General features: G+C 63.7%; 18 protein-coding genes. 1 reads left to right on the top strand and 17 read right to left on the bottom strand.

All coding sequences use genetic code 11. The features are described from left to right. Positions 1-20: 20 nt before the first annotated feature. From surE to D3880_RS06755, 5 genes are all read right to left on the bottom strand, one after another. Positions 21-770: a 5'/3'-nucleotidase SurE gene (gene surE, locus D3880_RS06775; RefSeq protein ID WP_119892726.1), complete on the bottom strand. Its 750-nt coding sequence runs from the start codon at positions 768-770 to the stop codon at positions 21-23. Continuing rightward, positions 758-1,816 carry a tRNA pseudouridine(13) synthase TruD gene (gene truD / locus D3880_RS06770; RefSeq protein WP_119892725.1) on the bottom strand — a complete coding sequence of 353 codons (1,059 nt, stop codon included), beginning with the start codon at positions 1,814-1,816 and terminating at the stop codon, positions 758-760. Before truD ends, surE begins: the two co-directional genes overlap by 13 nt. Continuing rightward, entirely contained in the window at positions 1,813-2,286 is a 474-nt protein-coding gene (gene ispF, locus D3880_RS06765; RefSeq protein ID WP_119892724.1) for a 2-C-methyl-D-erythritol 2,4-cyclodiphosphate synthase, read from the bottom strand. Before ispF ends, truD begins: the two co-directional genes overlap by 4 nt. A 55-nt stretch (positions 2,287-2,341) precedes the next feature. Further along, on the bottom strand, positions 2,342-3,187 hold the full coding sequence (fghA, locus tag D3880_RS06760) for an S-formylglutathione hydrolase (RefSeq protein ID WP_119892723.1): 846 nt from the start codon (positions 3,185-3,187) through the stop codon (positions 2,342-2,344). Positions 3,188-3,286: 99 nt separating this feature from the next. Then, entirely contained in the window at positions 3,287-4,399 is a 1,113-nt protein-coding gene (locus D3880_RS06755) for an S-(hydroxymethyl)glutathione dehydrogenase/class III alcohol dehydrogenase (RefSeq protein WP_119892722.1), read from the bottom strand. 103 nt (positions 4,400-4,502) lie between these two features. Here D3880_RS06755 and D3880_RS06750 point away from each other — a divergent pair, with 103 nt between their 5' ends. Beyond that, positions 4,503-5,390, top strand: coding sequence for a LysR substrate-binding domain-containing protein (locus D3880_RS06750; protein WP_119892721.1), 888 nt, complete (start codon positions 4,503-4,505; stop codon positions 5,388-5,390). A 212-nt stretch (positions 5,391-5,602) separates the two neighbouring features. On the opposite strand, the gene ispD is transcribed toward D3880_RS06750, so the two are convergent. The 12 genes from ispD to fabZ form a co-directional block, all read right to left on the bottom strand. Further along, positions 5,603-6,313, bottom strand: a complete 711-nt coding sequence (ispD, locus tag D3880_RS06745; RefSeq protein WP_119892720.1) for a 2-C-methyl-D-erythritol 4-phosphate cytidylyltransferase — start codon at positions 6,311-6,313, stop codon at positions 5,603-5,605. After that, a complete protein-coding gene (ftsB, locus tag D3880_RS06740; protein WP_119892719.1) occupies positions 6,310-6,588 on the bottom strand; it encodes a cell division protein FtsB in 279 nt (92 codons plus the stop codon). The genes ispD and ftsB overlap by 4 nt, the downstream gene beginning before the upstream one ends. A gap of 59 nt (positions 6,589-6,647) precedes the next feature. Further along, positions 6,648-7,937, bottom strand: a complete 1,290-nt coding sequence (gene eno / locus D3880_RS06735; RefSeq protein ID WP_119892718.1) for a phosphopyruvate hydratase — start codon at positions 7,935-7,937, stop codon at positions 6,648-6,650. Between the two features lie 125 nt (positions 7,938-8,062). Next, positions 8,063-8,908, bottom strand: coding sequence for a 3-deoxy-8-phosphooctulonate synthase (gene kdsA, locus D3880_RS06730; protein WP_119892717.1), 846 nt, complete (start codon positions 8,906-8,908; stop codon positions 8,063-8,065). Positions 8,909-8,912: 4 nt separating this feature from the next. Further along, the gene (locus D3880_RS06725) at positions 8,913-10,544 is read right to left on the bottom strand and encodes a CTP synthase (RefSeq protein ID WP_119892716.1); all 1,632 of its coding nucleotides are present in this window, start codon (positions 10,542-10,544) and stop codon (positions 8,913-8,915) included. A gap of 188 nt (positions 10,545-10,732) precedes the next feature. Continuing rightward, entirely contained in the window at positions 10,733-12,049 is a 1,317-nt protein-coding gene (gene tilS, locus D3880_RS06720) for a tRNA lysidine(34) synthetase TilS (RefSeq protein ID WP_119892715.1), read from the bottom strand. 59 nt (positions 12,050-12,108) lie between these two features. Continuing rightward, positions 12,109-13,059, bottom strand: coding sequence for an acetyl-CoA carboxylase carboxyl transferase subunit alpha (gene accA, locus D3880_RS06715; RefSeq protein ID WP_119892714.1), 951 nt, complete (start codon positions 13,057-13,059; stop codon positions 12,109-12,111). A 166-nt stretch (positions 13,060-13,225) separates the two neighbouring features. Further along, on the bottom strand, positions 13,226-16,747 hold the full coding sequence (dnaE, locus tag D3880_RS06710; RefSeq protein ID WP_119892713.1) for a DNA polymerase III subunit alpha: 3,522 nt from the start codon (positions 16,745-16,747) through the stop codon (positions 13,226-13,228). A 159-nt stretch (positions 16,748-16,906) separates the two neighbouring features. Continuing rightward, complete coding sequence (gene rnhB / locus D3880_RS06705; RefSeq protein WP_119892712.1) at positions 16,907-17,509, bottom strand: ribonuclease HII; 603 nt, start codon at positions 17,507-17,509, stop codon at positions 16,907-16,909. Then, entirely contained in the window at positions 17,509-18,642 is a 1,134-nt protein-coding gene (gene lpxB / locus D3880_RS06700) for a lipid-A-disaccharide synthase (protein WP_119892711.1), read from the bottom strand. Before lpxB ends, rnhB begins: the two co-directional genes overlap by 1 nt. Before the next feature lie 4 nt (positions 18,643-18,646). Beyond that, positions 18,647-19,423 carry an acyl-ACP--UDP-N-acetylglucosamine O-acyltransferase gene (gene lpxA / locus D3880_RS06695; protein ID WP_119892710.1) on the bottom strand — a complete coding sequence of 259 codons (777 nt, stop codon included), beginning with the start codon at positions 19,421-19,423 and terminating at the stop codon, positions 18,647-18,649. Then, positions 19,420-19,863, bottom strand: coding sequence for a 3-hydroxyacyl-ACP dehydratase FabZ (gene fabZ, locus D3880_RS06690; protein ID WP_119892709.1), 444 nt, complete (start codon positions 19,861-19,863; stop codon positions 19,420-19,422). Before fabZ ends, lpxA begins: the two co-directional genes overlap by 4 nt. Position 19,864 lies beyond the last annotated feature (1 nt).

Raw genomic sequence — 19,864 nt, 5'->3', positions numbered from 1 at the left:
GTCATCTTGTTCGCGCGCCATCAGAGTATGCCCTCCAACCACGCGTCCAGACCGCCGAAGGCTTCGCTGCAGGTGCGGTCCAGTTGCAACGGCGTGACCGACACATAGCCTTGCATCACCGCGTGGAAATCGGTGCCTGGCCCACCATCTTCGACATCGCCGGCCACCGAGATCCAGTAGCCTTCCTTGCCGCGCGGATTGATCACCTTGACCGGCGCAGCTGCGCGGGCGCGATGCCCCAGGCGGGTCAGACGGATGCCGCGGATATGCTCGAACGGCAGATTGGGGACGTTCACGTTCAACACGGTACGCGGTGGCAGATCGAGCCGCTCATGGGCCGCGACCAACAACCTGGCGAAATGCGCCGCGGTCGGCAGATTATCGGGTTGGCGCGACAGCAAGGAAAAGGCAAATGCCGTGTGAGCGAGAAAACGCCCTTCCACCGCCGCCGCCACAGTGCCGGAGTACAGCACGTCATCACCCAGGTTGGCGCCCAAATTGATGCCCGCCACCACCATCTCCGGCGTGTGCTCCAGCAGGCCATTTAGGCCCAGGTGCACACAGTCGGTCGGGGTGCCATTGAGGCTGATGAAGCCATTGTTCAGCCGCTGCGGCTGCAGCGGGCGGTCCAGGGTCAGGGAGCTGCTGGCACCGCTCTTGTCCTGGTCTGGAGCGATGACTACACACTCGGCGTAATCCTCAAGCGCAGCATGCAAGGCGGCGAGCCCGGGAGCGTTCACCCCGTCGTCATTGGAAATCAGAATACGCATGAATTTTCCGTCTGCCCCACCGACGGCAGATCGACGAGTTCGCGCACCACAGCGGTGGCGAAACATCCGGCCGGCAGGACGAATTCCAGTTGCAACACGTCAGGTTCAGGATAATGCCACGTCAAACCGCCGATGGGGAGGCGCAGGATTCGCCGTTCGTGCGCCATGCCCGCTTCGACCAGCCAGTCGCGCAAAGCCGGTTCACTCGCCGCGACGCATTGCTCCAGCGCCTGGCTTTGCGCTGCCGCTGGTGACTCGCCGGCGCCCCATAGCGGGCCAGTGGGATGCAGATCGAGGATCGCCAGGCGCGGGTCATCGCACTCGGCCTCGCCGGCCATGAAGAAGCTGCGGCTATCGGTGAAGGCCAAGAGATCACCAGCCCGTGCCTGGTTCCAGCTGCCCTCGGCGACGCGCTCCGCCAGCACGCGATTGAACAGGTAGCTGCGCGCCGCCGACAGCAGGCGCGAGCGCAGATTGCGTTGCTCGGGTAGTTCGTGACGCTCGGCGAAGCCGCGAGCCTCGACGACATTGCCGCCGTCATGACCGAAACGCTGCAAGCCAAAATAATTCGGCACGCCGCCGGCACGCATCTGCTGCAAACGCGCCTCTAACGCCGCGCGATCGCCAGTGAGGCTGGTCAGACGCAGGGTGAAACCGTTCGCCGCGTGCGCCCCGCGCTGCAATTTACGCGAGTGACGCACGGCCTTGAGGATGCTCAGGCTCGGGCTTTCTGCCGCGGCGAGGTCGGGATCGGCCTTACCCGGCAGATGCAGGCTGAACCACTGCCGGGTCAGTGCCTGACGATCCTTGAGCCCGGCATAGCTGATGCCACGCAGCGGCACCCCCGCTGACCGCGCCAAGCGACGCGCGGCCTCCTCGGTATTCAGGCCACGCTTCTCGACCCACAGCCAAAGGTGCTCGCCCGCGCCGGACAACGGAATATCCAGCACCTCATCGACCTGGAAGTCTTCCGCCGTGGCTTTCAGTACCGCGCGTCCTGCGGCTTCGCCGTAGGCCCGCGAGCCCAACAACTCGAACTCGTTCATAGACTCAGCAGCAAGGCGACGGCGTGCACCGCGATACCTTCCTCGCGTCCGGTGAAGCCGAGTTTCTCGGTGGTGGTGGCCTTGACGTTGACCTGTTCGACACTTACCTGCAGGTCTGCCGCGATCAAAGCACGCATGCTCTCGATATGCGGCGCCATCTTCGGCGCCTGGGCGACGATAGTGGCGTCGATGTTGCCGACCCGCCAGCCCTTGGCCTGGATCAGACCGAGCACATGACGCAGCAACCCGCGGCTATCGGCGCCCTTGAAGGTTGGGTCGGTGTCGGGGAAATGCTTGCCAATATCGCCGAGGGCCGCGGCGCCGAGCAGCGCATCGCTCAAGGCATGCAGCAGCACGTCGCCATCGGAATGGGCAATCAGCCCGGATGTGTGGGGAATCCGCACGCCGCCGAGGGTGATGAAATCGCCCTCGCCGAAACGGTGGACGTCATAGCCGTGACCAATACGCATATCAAGCAAACGCCCTGAAAGAGTCAGGCCGTGATTCTACCTGCTTTACCGGCGCTTAGCCTCGCAGCGCCGCCGCATGATGACGCAGATGCTCTTCGATAAAACTGGCGATGAAGTAGTAGCTGTGGTCGTAGCCCGGCTGCAGACGCAAGGTCAGCGGATGCCCGGCAGCCTTGGCCGCCGCCTGCAAGGCCTCCGGCTTCAGTTGGTTGGCGAGAAAATCGTCACGATCGCCCTGATCGACGAGGATCGGCAGCCGCTCCTTCGCCTCGGCGAGCAGTACGCAGGCGTCCCATTCACGCCAGCGCGCGCGGTCTTCGCCGAGATAGCGGCTGAACGCCTTTTCACCCCAGGGGCAAGTCATCGGGTTGCTGATCGGCGCAAAGGCCGACAATGACAGATAACGCCCCGGGTTGCGCAACGCGCACACCAGCGCGCCATGCCCGCCCATGGAGTGGCCGCTGATGCCACGCCGCTCGGAGACCGGGAAGCTGGTCTCGATCAGTGTCGGCAACTCATGCACTACGTAGTCATGCATGCGGTAGTGCCGCACCCAGGGCTCCTGAGTGGCATTCACATAGAAGCCGGCGCCGAGACCGAAGTCCCAGGCACCGTCCGGATCGCCCGGCACCCCGGGGCCGCGCGGGCTGGTATCCGGTGCGACTATCACCATACCCAGCTCGGCGGCCAGCCGTTGCGCCCCGGCCTTCTGCATGAAGTTCTCATCGGTGCAGGTCAGCCCCGACAGCCAGTACAGCACCGGTAGCCGGGCGCCCTGCTCGGCCTGCGGTGGCAGATAGACGGCGAACACCATGTCGCAGTTGAGCGTGCTCGAACGGTGCCGATAACGCTTGTGCCAACCGCCAAAGCTTTTATTGCTGGAAACGATTTCTAGCGACATGGAGCCTTCCTCAAGACGAACCGGTAGCCGGTGCATGCCAAGCGCGGCAGCCACCACGAGCTGGACGATCGGCGGTGCGCACGGCACAGACTACGACCATCAGTAGTGGATCACCGCACGGATGCTCTTGCCCTCGTGCATCAAGTCGAAGGCCTGGTTGATCTCGTCCAGTGGCAGGTTGTGGGTGATGAAGGTATCCAGCGGGATCTCGCCCTTCTGCGCCTTCTCCACGTAGCTCGGCAGCTCGGTACGGCCACGCACGCCGCCGAAGGCCGAACCGCGCCAGACCCGGCCGGTGACCAACTGGAACGGCCGGGTGCTGATTTCCTGACCGGCACCGGCGACACCGATGATCACCGACTCGCCCCAGCCCTTGTGTGCACATTCCAGCGCCGCACGCATCAGTTGCACGTTGCCAACGCATTCGAAGCTGTAATCCACGCCACCATCGGTCATCTCGACAATGACTTCCTGGATCGGCTTGGCATGCTCCTGTGGATTGACGAAATCGGTGGCGCCCAACTGCTTGGCGATCTCGAACTTGGCCGGGTTGATGTCGATGGCGATAATCCGACCGGCTTTGGCCATGCTCGCACCGATGATCGCCGCCAGGCCGATGCCGCCGAGACCGAAGATCGCCACCGTGGCGCCCGCCTCCACCTTGGCGGTATTGAGCACCGCGCCGATGCCGGTGGTGACACCGCAGCCGAGCAGGCAAACCTTGTCCAGCGGCGCCTCCTTGGAGATCTTGGCCAGGGAGATTTCCGGCAGCACGGTGTACTCGGAGAAGGTCGAGGTGCCCATGTAGTGATAAATCGGCTGCCCCTGGTAAGAGAAGCGACTGGTGCCGTCCGGCATCAGACCCTTGCCCTGGGTAGCGCGAATCTTCTGGCACAGATTGGTCTTGCCGGACAGACAGAACTTGCACTCACGACATTCGGGGGTGTACAGCGGGATCACATGATCGCCCACCGCCACCGAGGTCACGCCCTCGCCCACCGCCTCGACGATACCACCGCCCTCGTGACCGAGGATGGCCGGGAAGATGCCCTCCGGGTCGGCACCGGACAGGGTGAACGCGTCGGTGTGGCACACCCCGGTGGCTACGATGCGGACCAGCACCTCGCCGGCCTGCGGCGGCGCCACGTCGACTTCGACGATTTGCAACGGCTGGTTGGGCGCGAAGGCTACGGCGGCGCGGGACTTGATCATCGTCTTTCTCCAATGGGTTGAGGCTGGCGTAGAGTGTAGTTGACCGGCTTTTGGTAAATAATCCGCCGAAAAGCAAAACATTATTGCCATGTGGGGATAATCCATGAATCGCTGGGAAGGACTGGACGAGTTCGTCGCCGTGGCCGAATCCGGCCAATTCACCGCGGCCGCCGAGCGCCTGGGCCTGTCGTCATCGCATGTCAGCCGGCAGATCGCCCGCCTCGAGGAACGCCTGCAAACCCGGCTGTTCTACCGCAGCACGCGCAGGGTGGCGCTGACCGAAGCCGGACAGACCTTCCTGCAACATTGCCAGCGCCTGCTCGACGCCCGCGAGGAAGCCTTGCGCGCGGTCAGCGACCTGGCCAGCGAACCCAAGGGCCTGCTGCGCATGACCTGCGCCGTGGCCTATGGCGAGCGTTTCATCGTGCCGCTGGTGAACCAGTTCATGGCTGCTCATCCGCAGCTACGGGTGGAAATCGAACTGAGCAATCGCACCCTCGATCTCGTGCATGAGGGGCTGGATCTGGCCATTCGCCTCGGCCGCCTACAGGACTCGCGTCTGGTCGCCACCCGCCTGGCGCCGCGGGTCATGCACCTGTGCGCGGCGCCGGACTACCTGGAGCGCTACGGCCGGCCGCACAGCCTGTCGGAGCTGGCCCGGCACAACTGCCTGATCGGCAGTTCCGATCACTGGGCCTTCCAGCAGGAGGGACGCGAACTGTCGCTGCGGGTGCAGGGCAACTGGCGCTGCAACAGCGGCCAGGCAGTGCTGGACGCCGCCCTGCGCGGCTTCGGCCTGTGCCAGCTGCCGGACTACTATGTACTCGAACACCTGCGCAGCGGCGCGCTGGTGTCGCTGCTGGAACAGCACCAGCCACCGAACACCGCGGTATGGGCGCTGTATCCGCAGCAACGCCATCTGTCGCCGAAGGTGCGGCAACTGGTCGATTGTCTCAAGGAAGGGCTGGCCGAGCGGCCGGAGTATCACTGAGCGGGCCGCAGGCCCTAAAGCCTGTCCGGATCTCGCGAGCTAGAGCGAGACAAGGCAAAAACAGCTGAGGAAGCGCAGTTTACGAGTTGTAAATGAGCATGACTCGTTTCACTCGCCCTACGGGCCGCGCTAAAGCGCGTTAGCCGCAAGCGGCTTTCCGAGGCTGTTTTTAACGCCGTATCGCCGACGCGCAGCAGATCCGAGACAGGCTCTTAGCGCTTGCCGGACCAGCGCTGGCGCAGCCAGTCGAGATCTTCCGGGCGGGTGATCTTGAGGTTGTCGGCGCGCCCCTCGATCAAGCGCGGCGCCTGCCCCGCCCACTCGAGCGCGGAGGCTTCGTCGGTGATCGCCACCTCGGCGACCAGGGCATCGGCCAAGGCGCGGTGCAAGGCGCCGAAGCGAAACATCTGCGGCGTGTAGGCCTGCCAGATCACGCTGCGATCCACCGTCTCGCGCACCCGGCCATCGGCGCCGGCACGCTTGAGGGTGTCTTTCGCCGGCACGGCGAGCAGGCCGCCGACCGGATCGTTGGCCAGCTCGGCCAACAGCAGGTCAAGATCGGAGGGCGACAGATTGGGTCGCGCCGCATCATGCACCAGCACCCAGTCGTGGCTCTGCGCGCCCAGCTCACCCAGACGCAGCAAGGCATTAAGCACCGAGTCGGCGCGTTCGCTGCCGCCGTCCACTCGTTCGATGCGCGGGTCATTGGCACAGGCCAGGGTCGGCCAGTAAGGATCGTCAACTGCCAGGCTGACCACCAGGCGCTTCAAGCGCGGGTGATCGAGAAAACAGTCGAGGGTATGTTCGAGAATGGTCCGCCCGGCCAGTTCCAGATACTGCTTGGGTCGGTCGGCGCGCATGCGCGCGCCAATGCCCGCGGCGGGAATCACCGCCCAGAAGGCCGGCAAGGTGGCGCTGTTCATTCGGTGATCTGGTACAGGGTTTCGCCGTCCTTGACCATGCCCAGCTCGTGGCGGGCACGCTCTTCGACGGTTTCCATGCCCTGCTTCAGCTCCATGACTTCCGCCTCGAGGATGCGATTGCGCTCGAGCAGACGCTCGTTCTCACCTTGCTGCTCGGCAATCTGCCGTTTCAAGCTGCTGACTTGGGCCAGGCTGCCGTCACCCACCCAAAGACGGTACTGCAATCCAGCCAGCAGCAGGATCAGCACGACGAACAACCAGTAAGGGCTACGCATGGAGACGGACATATCCATAGAAAAAGGGCAGCTTGCGCTGCCCTTTTACCATTCCCGGCTCAGCCGCGGAACTCGGCACGGCCGCGATAGGGTGCCTTTCCGCCCAATTGCTCTTCGATACGCAGCAGTTGGTTGTACTTGGACACGCGGTCGGAACGGCACAGAGAGCCAGTCTTGATCTGGCCGGCGGCGGTACCCACGGCGAGGTCGGCGATGGTGCTGTCCTCGGTTTCACCGGAGCGGTGCGAAATCACCGCGGTGTAGCCGGCGGCCTTGGCCATCTGAATGGCTTCCAGGGTCTCAGTCAGCGAGCCGATCTGGTTGAACTTGATCAGGATCGAGTTGGCGATCGACTTGTCGATGCCTTCCTTGAGGATCTTGGTGTTGGTGACGAACAGGTCGTCGCCGACCAGTTGCACCTTGGCGCCGATCTTCTCGGTCAGGCCTTTCCAGCCGGCCCAGTCGGACTCGTCCATACCGTCTTCGATGGAGATGATTGGGTAACGCTGGGTCAGGCCGGCCAGGTAGTCGGCGAAACCGGCGGCGTCGAACACCTTGCCTTCACCGGCCAGGTCGTACTTGCCGTCTTCGAAGAATTCGCTGGAGGCGCAATCCAGGGCCAGGGTGACGTCATCACCCAGCTTATAGCCAGCGTTGGCGACGGCTTCGGCGATAGCGGCCAGGGCATCTTCGTTGGAAGCCAGGTTCGGCGCGAAACCACCTTCGTCACCGACGGCGGTGTTCAGGCCACGGGCCTTCAGCACAGCTTTCAGGTGATGGAAGATCTCGGCCCCCATGCGCAGGGCGTCGGCGAAGTTCTTGGCGCCCACCGGCTGGACCATGAACTCCTGGATGTCGACGTTGTTATCGGCGTGCTCGCCGCCGTTGATGATGTTCATCATCGGCACCGGCATGGAGTACTGACCCGGAGTACCGTTGAGATCGGCGATGTGCGCGTAGAGCGGCACGCCCTTGGCCTGGGCAGCGGCCTTGGCGGCGGCCAGGGACACCGCGAGGATGGCGTTGGCGCCCAGCGAGCCTTTGTTCTCGGTACCGTCCAGCGCGATCATCGCGTGATCCAGCGCCTTCTGGTCGATGGCATCTTTGCCCAACAGCAGGTCGCGGATCGGGCCATTGATGTTGGCCACGGCTTTCAGCACGCCCTTGCCCAGGTAACGGCTCTTGTCGCCATCACGCAGCTCCAGCGCTTCGCGGGAACCGGTGGAAGCACCGGACGGCGCGCAGGCGCTGCCGACGATGCCATTGTCGAGGATCACATCGGCTTCCACGGTGGGGTTGCCACGGGAGTCGAGAACCTCACGACCCTTGATGTCGACGATCTTTGCCATTCTTGTTAGCACTCCAAAAGTTGACGAAAACGCTGCTGCCCGGCCTGTGGCGCGGGGAGGCACGGAGATTTCTGACCAAACAGTCAGCTTGTGCCCGTGCGGCACTTTACCGGAGAAATGCCGGCTCAGGCAGTCTCAATCGGCGGAAAACTCTTGACCAGATCATCCAGCTGCTTGAGCTGGCTGAGGAGCGGCTCCAGCTTGTCCAGACGCAGGGCACAGGGGCCGTCGCACTTGGCGTTGTCCGGATCCGGATGGGCCTCGAGAAACAGTCCGGCCAGGCCCTGGCTCATACCGGCCTTGGCCAGGTCGGTGACCTGGGCGCGGCGGCCGCCGGCGGAATCCGCGCGCCCGCCCGGCATCTGCAGGGCATGGGTGACGTCGAAGAACACCGGGTAGTTGAACTGCTTCATGATGCCGAAGCCGAGCATGTCCACCACCAGGTTGTTGTAACCGAAGCTGGAACCACGCTCGCAGAGGATCAGCCGGTCGTTGCCGGCCTCCTCGCACTTGCTGAGGATGTGTTTCATCTCCTGCGGGGCGAGAAACTGGGCCTTCTTGATGTTGATCACCGCGCCGGTCTTGGCCATCGCCACCACCAGGTCGGTCTGCCGCGAGAGGAAGGCCGGCAACTGGATGATGTCGCAGACTTCTGCCACCGGAACGGCCTGATGCGGCTCGTGCACATCGGTGATCACCGGCACGCCGAAGGTCTTCTTCACTTCCTCGAAAATCTTCATGCCCTCTTCCAGGCCCGGGCCGCGGAAGGAGTTGATCGAGGAACGATTGGCCTTGTCGAAGCTGGCCTTGAACACGTAGGGGATGCCGAGCTTGTCGGTGACCTTGACGTACTCTTCGCAGACCTTCAGCGCCAGGTCACGGGACTCCAGCACGTTCATGCCGCCGAACAGCACGAATGGCTTGTCGTTGGCGATTTCGATAGCGCCAACGCGGATGATTTTCTGTGCCATGCGCTTAGGCCTTCTTCGCTTTCTGCGCCACGGCGGCGTTGACGAAGCCGCTGAACAACGGATGACCGTCACGTGGGGTGGAGGTGAACTCCGGGTGGAACTGGCAGGCGACGAACCACGGATGATCGGGCGCTTCCACGACTTCCACCAAGGCGCCATCACCGGAGCGACCGGAGATCTTCAGGCCGGCTTCCTGCAGCTTCGGCAGCAGGTTGTTGTTCACTTCATAGCGATGGCGGTGACGTTCGACGATCACGTCCTGACGATAGCAATCGTGGACCTTAGTGCCGGACTCCAGCTGGCAATCCTGAGCGCCCAGGCGCATGGTGCCGCCGAGATCGGAAGCTTCGGTACGAACCTCGGTAGCGCCGGTGGCATCCTGCCATTCGGTGATCAGACCGACCACCGGATGACCGCTGGACTGGTCGAACTCGGTGGAGTTGGCATCGCTCCAGCCCAGCACGTTGCGGGCGAACTCGATGACCGCGACCTGCATGCCGAGGCAGATGCCGAGGTAGGGAATCTTGTTCTCGCGAGCGTATTGCACCGTGCTGATTTTGCCTTCCACACCACGCAGGCCGAAACCGCCGGGCACCAGGATGGCATCGACACCTTCGAGCAGGGCAGTGCCCTGATTCTCGATGTCTTCCGAGTCGATATAGCGCAGGTTAACCTTGGTCCGGTTCTGGATGCCGGCGTGGCTCATCGCCTCGATCAGCGACTTGTAGGCGTCCAGCAGCTCCATGTACTTGCCGACCATGGCGATGGTGACTTCTTTTTCCGGATTCAGCTTGGCGTCGACCACCCGGTCCCACTCGGAAAGATCGGCGGGGCCGCACTCCAGGCCGAAACGCTCGACGACGATGTCATCCAGGCCTTGGGCGTGCAGCACGGACGGAATCTTGTAGATGGTGTCGACGTCTTCCAGGGCGATGACCGCGCGCTCTTCGACGTTGGTGAACAGCGCGATCTTGCGCCGCGAGGAGACATCGACCGGATGATCGGAGCGGCAGATCAGCACATCGGGCTGCAGGCCGATGGAGCGCAGTTCCTTCACCGAGTGCTGGGTCGGTTTGGTCTTGGTCTCGCCAGCGGTGGCGATGTACGGCACCAGGGTCAGGTGCATCAGCATGGCGCGCTTGGCGCCGACTTCAACGCGCAGTTGGCGGATCGCCTCGAGGAACGGCTGCGACTCGATGTCGCCGACCGTACCGCCGATCTCGACCAGGGCCACATCGGCATCGCCGGCGCCCTTGATGATACGGTGTTTGATCTCGTCGGTGATGTGCGGAATGACCTGGATGGTCGCCCCCAGGTAGTCACCCCGGCGCTCCTTGCGCAGCACGTCGGCGTAGACACGGCCGGTGGTGAAGTTGTTGTTCTGAGTCATGGTGGTGCGGATAAACCGCTCGTAGTGCCCCAGATCGAGGTCGGTCTCGGCGCCGTCGTGGGTGACGAACACCTCACCGTGCTGGAACGGGCTCATGGTGCCCGGATCGACGTTGATGTAGGGGTCGAGCTTGAGCATCGTGACCTTCAGGCCCCGCGCCTCCAGGATTGCCGCCAAAGAAGCCGAGGCGATGCCTTTCCCCAATGAAGAAACAACACCACCCGTGACGAATATGTAGCGCGTCATGAAAAGCCCTAGAAGTCTGCGTTTAAGCGGTCTGCGCCGCCGGGGAAAGCGAAGGTAGGCCGGGGCCTGCCCATTCCAACAATGTTTACTGAAAAACAATGTCTACTGACAAAAATGAAAGCCCCGCCGATTCCGAGGAATCCGCAGAGCTATATGAGACGGGAGCGTAGTCTACCGGAAAGGCTCTTTCAGCTCAAACCTTGGTCATTCGTCGGTACCTGCCAGAGCAACTGCCAGGTGCCCTCCGCAGCGCCATTCAAGCCCGGCAGATTGGCCACCGCCAGCAGTTCGCCGGCGCGATACAGCAGTGGCAAGCGGCCGCGGACGAAGACCGGCAAACCGGCCTCGTTGAGCAGGCGCTTGAGGTCGCGACTCCCCCGCCCGCCCAGGCGCAGCACTTCGCCGCCCTGGCGATAACGCACCTCCAACTCGCCCGCCGGCACCGCCCCCGCCAGGCGCAGCACGCCATTGCCCGGCAGTTGCAATGCGCCATGCGGCTCGTTCCAGACCAACGGTGCCGGCGACTTCCGCAACCAGCCCCCACTCAGCCACCACAGGCGCCCGCCGGCGCGGTGCAGTTCACCCTGTCCTAGGCGCCAGATCGGCTGAGCCCCCACCGCGGCATCGCGGAGATCCTCCCAACCACTCCAGTGCGCGCTGTCCGGCAACGGTGTCAGCGCCGCCAGCCAGTGGCGCAAGGCATTGCGTTGATGGGCCGGTGACAACCGCAGCAGCGGTGCCAGCTCCAGCGAGGGCAGGGTCAGCCAGGGGAACAGCGACGCGCTTTGCGCCGCGGCCAGATCCTGCACGGCCAACTCGTCCAGCAGGGTCTGCGCCTCGCGCAGATGGGCGGCGCTGCGCGCCAGGGTGCTGGCAGCCTGCGGCCAGTGCTCATGCAGCCGTGGCATGATCAGCCGGCGCAGATGATTGCGCGCCAACCTTGTATCGCCATTCGACGGATCTTCGACCCAACGCAAGCCATGTTCGCGCGCATAGGCTTCCAGTTCGACGCGCGAACAATCCAGCAGCGGTCGCACCAAGGTCCCGCGCCCCAAGGCCCGACTCACCGGCATGCCAGCCAGGCCGCGCACGCCGGCGCCTCGCAGCAGACGGAACAACAGGGTTTCCGCCTGGTCATCACGATGCTGCGCCACCAGCAACAACTCGCCTGCGCCGAGGCAGGCGCTCAGCGCGGCATAGCGCGCCTCGCGGGCGGCGCGCTCGAGGCTGGCGCCCTGGTCAACCTGGACATGCCGCACCTGCAACGGCACACCGAGCCCGGCGCATACTTGCCGGCAATGCTTCGGCCAGGCGTCGGCCGCGGCCAGCAAGCCGTGATGGACATGGATGGCGGAGAGCGGCGGCAGATGCTCAGTCCGGGCGAGAACCGCGAGGAGATGGAGCAGCACCGTGGAGTCCAGGCCGCCGGAGAAGGCGACATGCCAAGCGGGGGCATCGCGCCAGGGCGCCAGGGCGTTCAGCAGTCGGGAGTGCAGAGAGGTCATCGGCCAAGCTTAAAGCAACAACGGGCCCAGAGGGCCCGTTGCATCAACGCCATCGCAGATCAGGCGATGCCATAGCTCATCAGTCGCTCGTAGCGACGCGCCAGCAGCTTGTCGGTCTCGAGCTTCCGCAGGCCCTTGAGCTGGCTGATCAGCTCCTGACGGATGCTGGCCGCCGCGACCACCGGCGCACTGTGGGCGCCACCCAACGGCTCGTCGATGACCTTGTCGACGATACCCAGCTCCTTCAGACGCTCGGCGGTAACGCCCATGGCCTCGGCGGCTTCAGGAGCCTTCTCGGCGGTGCGCCAGAGGATCGAGGCGCAGCCTTCCGGCGAGATCACCGCGTAGGTTGAGTACTGCAGCATGTTCAGCTGATCGCACACGCCGATCGCCAGGGCGCCGCCGGAGCCGCCTTCGCCGATGACGGTGGCGATGATCGGCGTCTTCAGCCGCGACATGACCCGCAGGTTCCAGGCGATCGCTTCGCTCTGGCCGCGCTCTTCGGCGTCGATGCCCGGATAGGCGCCCGGGGTATCGATGAAGGTCAGGATCGGCATCTTGAAGCGCTCGGCCATTTCCATCAGGCGGCAGGCCTTGCGGTAGCCTTCCGGGCGCGGCATGCCGAAGTTGCGGCGCACCTTCTCGCGCACTTCGCGGCCTTTCTGGTGACCGATGACCATCACCGGCTGGTCGTCCAGGCGCGCGATGCCACCGACGATCGCCGGGTCGTCGGAGAAGTGGCGATCGCCATGCAGCTCCTCGAACTCGGTGAAAATGTGCTGGATGTAATCGAGGGTATAAGGCCGCCGCGGATGGCGCGCCAGCTTGGCGATCTGCCAGCTGCTGAGGCCATTGAAGATGCTGGCGGTGAGCGTGTCGCTCTTGTCCTGCAGGCGGGCGATTTCATCGCTGATATTCAGCGAGTTATCGTTCCCTACCAAGCGCAATTCTTCGATCTTGGCTTGCAGGTCAGCGATCGGCTGTTCGAAATCGAGGAAGTTCGGGTTCATAGGTATCCGTCTTGCGTCGACGGCCAAATGGCCGGGCGGCTGATTCCGTTGGACGCCCTACCTTACGGGATCGGGCGCATTCAGGTCGAGACTACATTTAGGCGGTAAGCCGTTTCGGGCTCCCCGCCGGAAATTCGCAGCCGATAGCAGCTAATGCGCTGCAAACTCAGCGGTAGTGCAGAAAGACGTTGTCGCGCCCGAACTGGTCACGCAATGCCTGAATCAATGTGTCCGCCGGGTCAATCCGCCAGCTGTCGCCGAACTGCAGCACGGCCTTGGCTTCTCTGCCGGTGTAGTCGAGGGTCAGCGGGCAGGCGCCACGATGGCGGCTGCACAGCTCGCCGAGCCAGCGCAGCCGGTCGCCTTTCAGCGCCTCGCCCTGAACCCGCAGACGCAGACTTTCGGCCAGGCCGGTGCGCGCCTCTTCCAGGCTCATCACGCGCTTGGCACGCAAGCGCAGGCCACCGGAAAAATCGTCGTTGCTGACCTCGCCCTCGACCACCACCAGGGCGTCGTTCTGCAGCAGCGCCTGGTTGCTGGCGAAGGCGTCGGCGAACAGCGACGCCTCGATCCGCCCAGACCGATCATCCAAGGTGATAAAGCCCATCTTGTCGCCCTTCTTGTTCTTCATCACCCGCAGGTTGACGATCAGCCCGGCGATGGTCTGGGTCTCTCGCGCCGGCTTCAGCTCGACGATGCGCTGCCGGGCAAAGCGTCGCACCTCGCCTTCGTATTCGTCGATCGGGTGGCCGGTGAGATACAGGCCGAGGGTGTCCTTCTCGCCCTTCAGGCGCTCCTTGAGCGACAGCTCGCGGGCATTGCGGTGGTTGGCGTAGACATCGGCCTCGGGCTCGGAGAACAGGCCGCCGAACAGGTCCATGTGGCCGCTGTCATGACTGCGGGCGGTTTGCTCGGCCGCCTGCACCGCCTCTTCCATGGCCGCCAGCAGCACCGCGCGGTTGCGGTCGATGTTGGCCTGGTAGGCCTTGACCTCATCGAAGAAATACGGCCCCAGGCGATCCAGCGCGCCGCCGCGAATCAGCGCCTCCAGCGTGCGCTTGTTGATGCGCTTGAGGTCGACCCGCGCGCAGAAGTCGAACAGGTCCTTGAACGGTCCGCCGGCGCGGCATTCGACTATGGCCTCCACCGGGCCTTCGCCGACGCCCTTGATCGCGCCGAGGCCGTAGACGATGCGGCCGTCGTCGTCGACGGTGAACTTGAATTCGGAGTTGTTCACGTCCGGGGCGAGGATGCGCAGCTTCATGCTGCGACACTCCTCGATCAGGGTCACGACCTTCTCGGTGTTGTGCATATCCGCCGACAGCACGGCGGCCATGAACGGCGACGGATAGTGGGTCTTCAGCCAGGCGGTCTGGTAGGAAACCAGGCCGTAGGCGGCCGAGTGCGACTTGTTGAAACCGTAGCCGGCGAACTTTTCCACCAGGTCGAAGATGTTGCCCGCCAGATCGCCATCGATGCCGTTGTTGGCGCAACCCTCGATGAAACCGCCGCGCTGTTTGGCCATCTCCTCGGGCTTTTTCTTGCCCATGGCGCGGCGCAGCATGTCGGCGCCGCCGAGGGTATAGCCGGCCATCACCTGGGCAATCTGCATCACCTGCTCCTGATACAGGATGATGCCGTAGGTTGGCGCCAGCACCGGTTTGAGGCCGTCGTACTGGTAGTCGGGATGCGGATAGGCCAGCTCGGCGCGGCCGTGCTTGCGGTTGATGAAGTCGTCGACCATGCCCGACTGCAGCGGGCCGGGGCGGAACAGCGCCACCAGAGCGATGAGGTCTTCCAGGCAGTCCGGCTTGAGCTTCTTGATCAGCTCCTTCATGCCGCGCGATTCGAGCTGGAACACGGCCGTGGTTTCGGCCCTCTGCAGCATCTGGTAAGTCGGCTTGTCGTCCAGCGGGATGAAGTCGATGTTCAGATCGGACAGGCCCTTCTTGGCCTGTTCGCGGTTGATGGTTTCCATCGCCCACTTGATGATGGTCAGGGTGCGCAGGCCGAGGAAGTCGAACTTGACCAGGCCGGCGGCCTCGACGTCGTCCTTGTCGAACTGGGTGACCAGACCGCCGCCCTCTTCATCGCAGGCGATCGGCGAGAAGTCGGTGAGCTTGGTCGGTGCGATCACCACACCGCCGGCGTGCTTGCCGGTGCCGCGGGTGATGCCCTCGAGCTTGAGCGACATTTCCCAGATTTCCGCCGCTTCCTCGTCGACCTTGAGGAAGTCGCGCAGCGGTTCCTCCATCTCGTAGGCCTTTTCCAGGGTCATGCCGACTTCGAAGGGGATCATCTTCGACAGGCGATCGGCCAGGCCGTAGGACTTACCCTGCACGCGCGCCACGTCGCGCACCACCGCCTTGGCCGCCATGGTGCCGAAGGTGATGATCTGACTCACCGCGTTGCGCCCGTAGGCCTCGGCCACGTAGTCGATGACCCGGTCGCGACCGTCCATGCAGAAGTCGACGTCGAAGTCGGGCATGGAGATCCGCTCGGGGTTGAGAAAGCGTTCGAACAGCAGGTCGTAGGCCAGCGGGTCGAGGTCGGTGATCTTCAGCACGTAGGCGACCAGCGAACCGGCACCCGAGCCGCGGCCGGGGCCGACCGGCACGCCGTTGTTTTTCGCCCACTTGATGAAGTCCATCACGATAAGGAAGTAACCGGGGAAACCCATCTGGATGATGATGTCCAGCTCGAAGTTGAGGCGATCGATGTAGATCTGCCGCTTCTCTTCGTAGTTGGGCGTGGTGTCCTTCGGCCAGAGCACCGCTAGACGTTCCTCCAGGCCTTCGAAGGAGACATGGCGCAGGTAGTCGTCGATGCCCATGCCGTTCGGCGTCGGGAAGTCCGGGAGGAAGTATTTGCCCAGCTGCACCTCGATGTTGCAGCGCTTGGCGATCTCGACGGTGTTTTCCAGCGCCTCGGGCAGGTCGCCGAACAGCTCCCACATTTCCTCGGGGGACTTCAGGTACTGCTGGTCGGAGTAATTGCGCGGGCGGCGCGGGTCGTCGAGGGTGCGCCCCTCGCCGATGCACACGCGGGTTTCGTGGGCCTCGAAGTCGCCCTGCTTGATGAAGCGCACATCGTTGGTCGCCACCAGCGGCGCGCCGCAGCGCTCGGCCAGGGCTACGGCGGCGTGTAGATGCTCCTCGTCGTTGACCCGACTGGTGCGCTGCACCTCCAGGTAGAAACGCTCGGGAAACACCGATTGCCATTCACCGAGCAAGCGTTCGGCCAGGACCTGATCGCCGCTCAGCAAGGCATGACCGATCTCCCCTTCCTTGGCACCGGACAGGGCGATCAGACCCTCTGCGGCCTCCTTCACCCAGGCCCGCTCGATGATGATCTGATCGTTGCGCTGGCCGTCGCTCCAGCCACGGGACACCAGTTCGGTGAGGTTGCGGTAGCCCTTGGCATTCATCACCAGCAGCGTCAGGCGGCTCAGCGGGCCGTCCTCCTCCTCGCTGGCCATCCAGATATCGGCGCCACAGATCGGCTTGACCCCGGCACCCTGAGCCGCTTTGTAGAACTTCACCAGCGAGCACATGTTGCTCTGGTCGGTCACCGCCACCGCCGGCATGCCCGCCGCCGCCGTCGCCTTGATCAAGGGTTTGACCCGCACCAACCCGTCGACCAGGGAGTATTCGGTGTGCAGACGCAAATGAACGAAGGAAACGGCCATGGTGATCCTATGCAAAACGCAAAAACGACAAGGCCCGGATTGTACCGGGCCTCGAGCGAAACGACAGCTTAACGCGTAGCGCCCAGCGCGATTCTGGATCCCCGAACCGAATCAATTGGCGGTGCATGGCGCGAGCTCAGAGCGGTGTCGCTCCAGCGGTCAGATTTCGCCTTCAAGCAAGCGCCGCACTGGCGCGAAGGAGCGCCGATGGATGGGCGTCGGCCCCAGACGTTGCAGGGCCTCGAGATGCATAGGGGTGGGATACCCCTTGTGCACGGCGATGCCATAGCCCGGATAGCGCTGGTCCAACACCTGCATCTCGCGATCACGGCTGACCTTGGCCAGGATCGAGGCCGCGGCTATCGCCGGCACCCGGCTATCGCCCTGGACCACCGGTGCGCTCGGCACTGCCAATTTCGGACAGCGGTTGCCATCGATCAGCGCCAAGCGCGGGGTGACGCTCAGCCCTGCAACCGCCCGCTGCATGGCCAGCATGGTGGCGTGGAGGATGTTCAGGCGGTCGATCTCCTCCACCTCGGCGCGGGCGATGCACCAGGCCAGGGCTTTCTCCTGGATCTCCTCGAACAAGCGGTCACGCCGCGCTTCACTGAGCTTTTTCGAGTCATTGAGGCCGATGATCGGCCGCTGCGGATCGAGAATCACCGCCGCCGTTACCACCGCCCCGCACAGCGGGCCACGGCCGACCTCGTCGACGCCGGCGACCAACTCTTCGACCAGAGTGAAATCCAGGCCCAGTTGCATCAGCTGCCCTCGATCAACTGCAGCACCGCGGTCGCCGCGACACGGGAAGCATCCTGACGCAGGGTGCGATGAATCGCATCGAAACCTTCGGTCTGCACCTCGCCACCATCCAGCAGCGGCGCCATGGTCTGCGCCAGCGCCTCCGCCGTTGCCGCCTCTTGGATCAACTCCGGCACCAGCAGGCGCTGGGCGAGTAGATTGGGCAGGGAGATGTAGGGACTCTTCACCAGACGCCTGAGAATCCGGTAGGTCAGCGGCGCCACCCGATAGGCCACCACCATCGGCCGCTTGTATAGCAGGGCCTCGAGGGTTGCCGTGCCGGAGGCAATCAATACCGCATCGCAAGCCGCCAAGGCGCTGTGCGAGCGGCCATCGAGCAACGTCAGGGGCAAATCTCTGCCGGCCAGCAAGGCTTCCAGTTGCGCTCGCCGCTCTGGACTGGCGCAGGGCAACAGGAAGCGAATCCCCGGACGCAGTGCGCGCAGGCGCTCGGCCGCATCCAGGAACAGACTGCCGAGGCGTGCCACTTCACCGCCGCGACTGCCCGGCATCAGGGCCACCACCGCGTTCTCGGAGGGGAGGCCCAGTTCTGCGCGTGCCGCGCGGCGATCGGCCTGGAGTGGAATAGTGTCGGCCAAGGGATGGCCGACGAAGCGTACCGGCACCTGATGCTCGACGTAGAACTGCGCCTCGAACGGAAACAGGGTGAGCATCAAATCGCAGGCTTCGCGGATCTTCAGCACCCGCTTCTGCCGCCAAGCCCACACCGAGGGACTGACATAATGCACGGTCTTGATCCCGGCACGGCGCAGTTTGAGCTCGACGCCAAGGTTGAAATCCGGTGCGTCGATGCCGATGAACACATCCGGCTTGGCGGCGATCAAGGTCTCGATCAGACGCTTACGGCGCGCAAGCAATTCGGGCAAGCGGCCGAGCACCTCGACCAGGCCCATCACCGCCAGGCGCTCCATGGGGAAGTAGGAATTCAGGCCCTCGGCCTGCATCAACGGGCCGCCGACGCCGATGAACTCAATCGCGGCATGCTGGCTTTTCAGGGCGCGCATCAAACCGGCGCCGAGGATATCGCCGGAGGCCTCACCCGCCACCAGCGCAATACGCAATGTCCGAGCCATGAAGTTAGCGCGTGATGCCGCGCGAGGAGGCTTGGATGGAGTTGATGAACACCGCCACCTCGGGGAACTGCTCCGCTGACTCGGCCAACTCGGCGAGCGCCTTTTCCACGGTCAGGCCCTGGCGGTAAACCACCTTGTAGGCGCGCCGCAGCGCCTGGATCGCCTCATCGCTGAAACCACGCCGGCGCATGCCCTCGAAGTTCATGCTACGCGCTTCGGCCGGGTTGCCGAACACGGTGACGTAAGCCGGCACGTCCTTGCCGATAGCGGTACCCATGCCGGAAAAACTATGGGCACCGATGCGGCAGAACTGATGCACCAGGGTGTAACCGGAAAGGATCGCCCAGTCATCCACGTGCACGTGGCCGGCCAGCGCAGTGTTGTTGACCAGAATGCAGTGATTGCCGATCACGCTGTCATGGCCGATATGGGCATAGGCCATGATCAGGTTATGGTCGCCAAGGGTGGTCTCCGCGCGGTCCTGAACGGTGCCGCGGTGAATAGTCACGCCTTCGCGGATGACATTGTGGTCACCGATCACCAAGCGAGTGGGCTCACCCTTGTACTTGAGATCAGGCGTGTCCTCCCCCACCGAGGAGAACTGATAAATATGGTTGTGTTTACCGATACGGGTTGGCCCTTTGATCACTACGTGCGGACCAACCACCGTACCCTCGCCAATTTCCACATTGGCACCGACAATCGACCAGGGGCCAACTTCGACACCATCCGCCAGCTTGGCTGTCGGATCAATGATGGCGCGAGGGTCGATCAAACTCATAATTTGCGTTCCGCACAGGTGATTTCAGCCGAGCACACCTCTTTGCCATCGACACTGGCACGGCACTCGAACTTCCAGATGCTGCGCTTGCTGCTGAGAAACTTGGCTTCGAGGATCAGTTGATCACCCGGCGTCACCGGCTGGCGGAAGCGCAATCTGTCGGAGCCGACAAAATAATAGAGGGTTCCATCCGCCGGCTTCACATCGAGCATGCGAAAACCAAGGATCCCGGCGGCCTGGGCCATGGCCTCGATAATCAGCACGCCCGGCATGATCGGATGCTCAGGGAAATGGCCGTTAAAGAAAGGCTCGTTGATGCTGACATTCTTGTAAGCGCGAATGCTTTTACCTTCAGCGACATCCAGCTCAACCACGCGATCCACCAGCAGGAACGGGTAGCGATGCGGCAGGTATTCGCGAATTTCGTTGATGTCCATCATA

It is taken from the genome of Pseudomonas cavernae (genome assembly GCF_003595175.1).
GTDB classification, from domain to species: domain Bacteria; phylum Pseudomonadota; class Gammaproteobacteria; order Pseudomonadales; family Pseudomonadaceae; genus Aquipseudomonas; species Aquipseudomonas cavernae.
The sequence above is the reverse complement of the archived record's forward strand: the minus strand, read 5'-3'. Positions and strand labels throughout refer to the sequence as shown.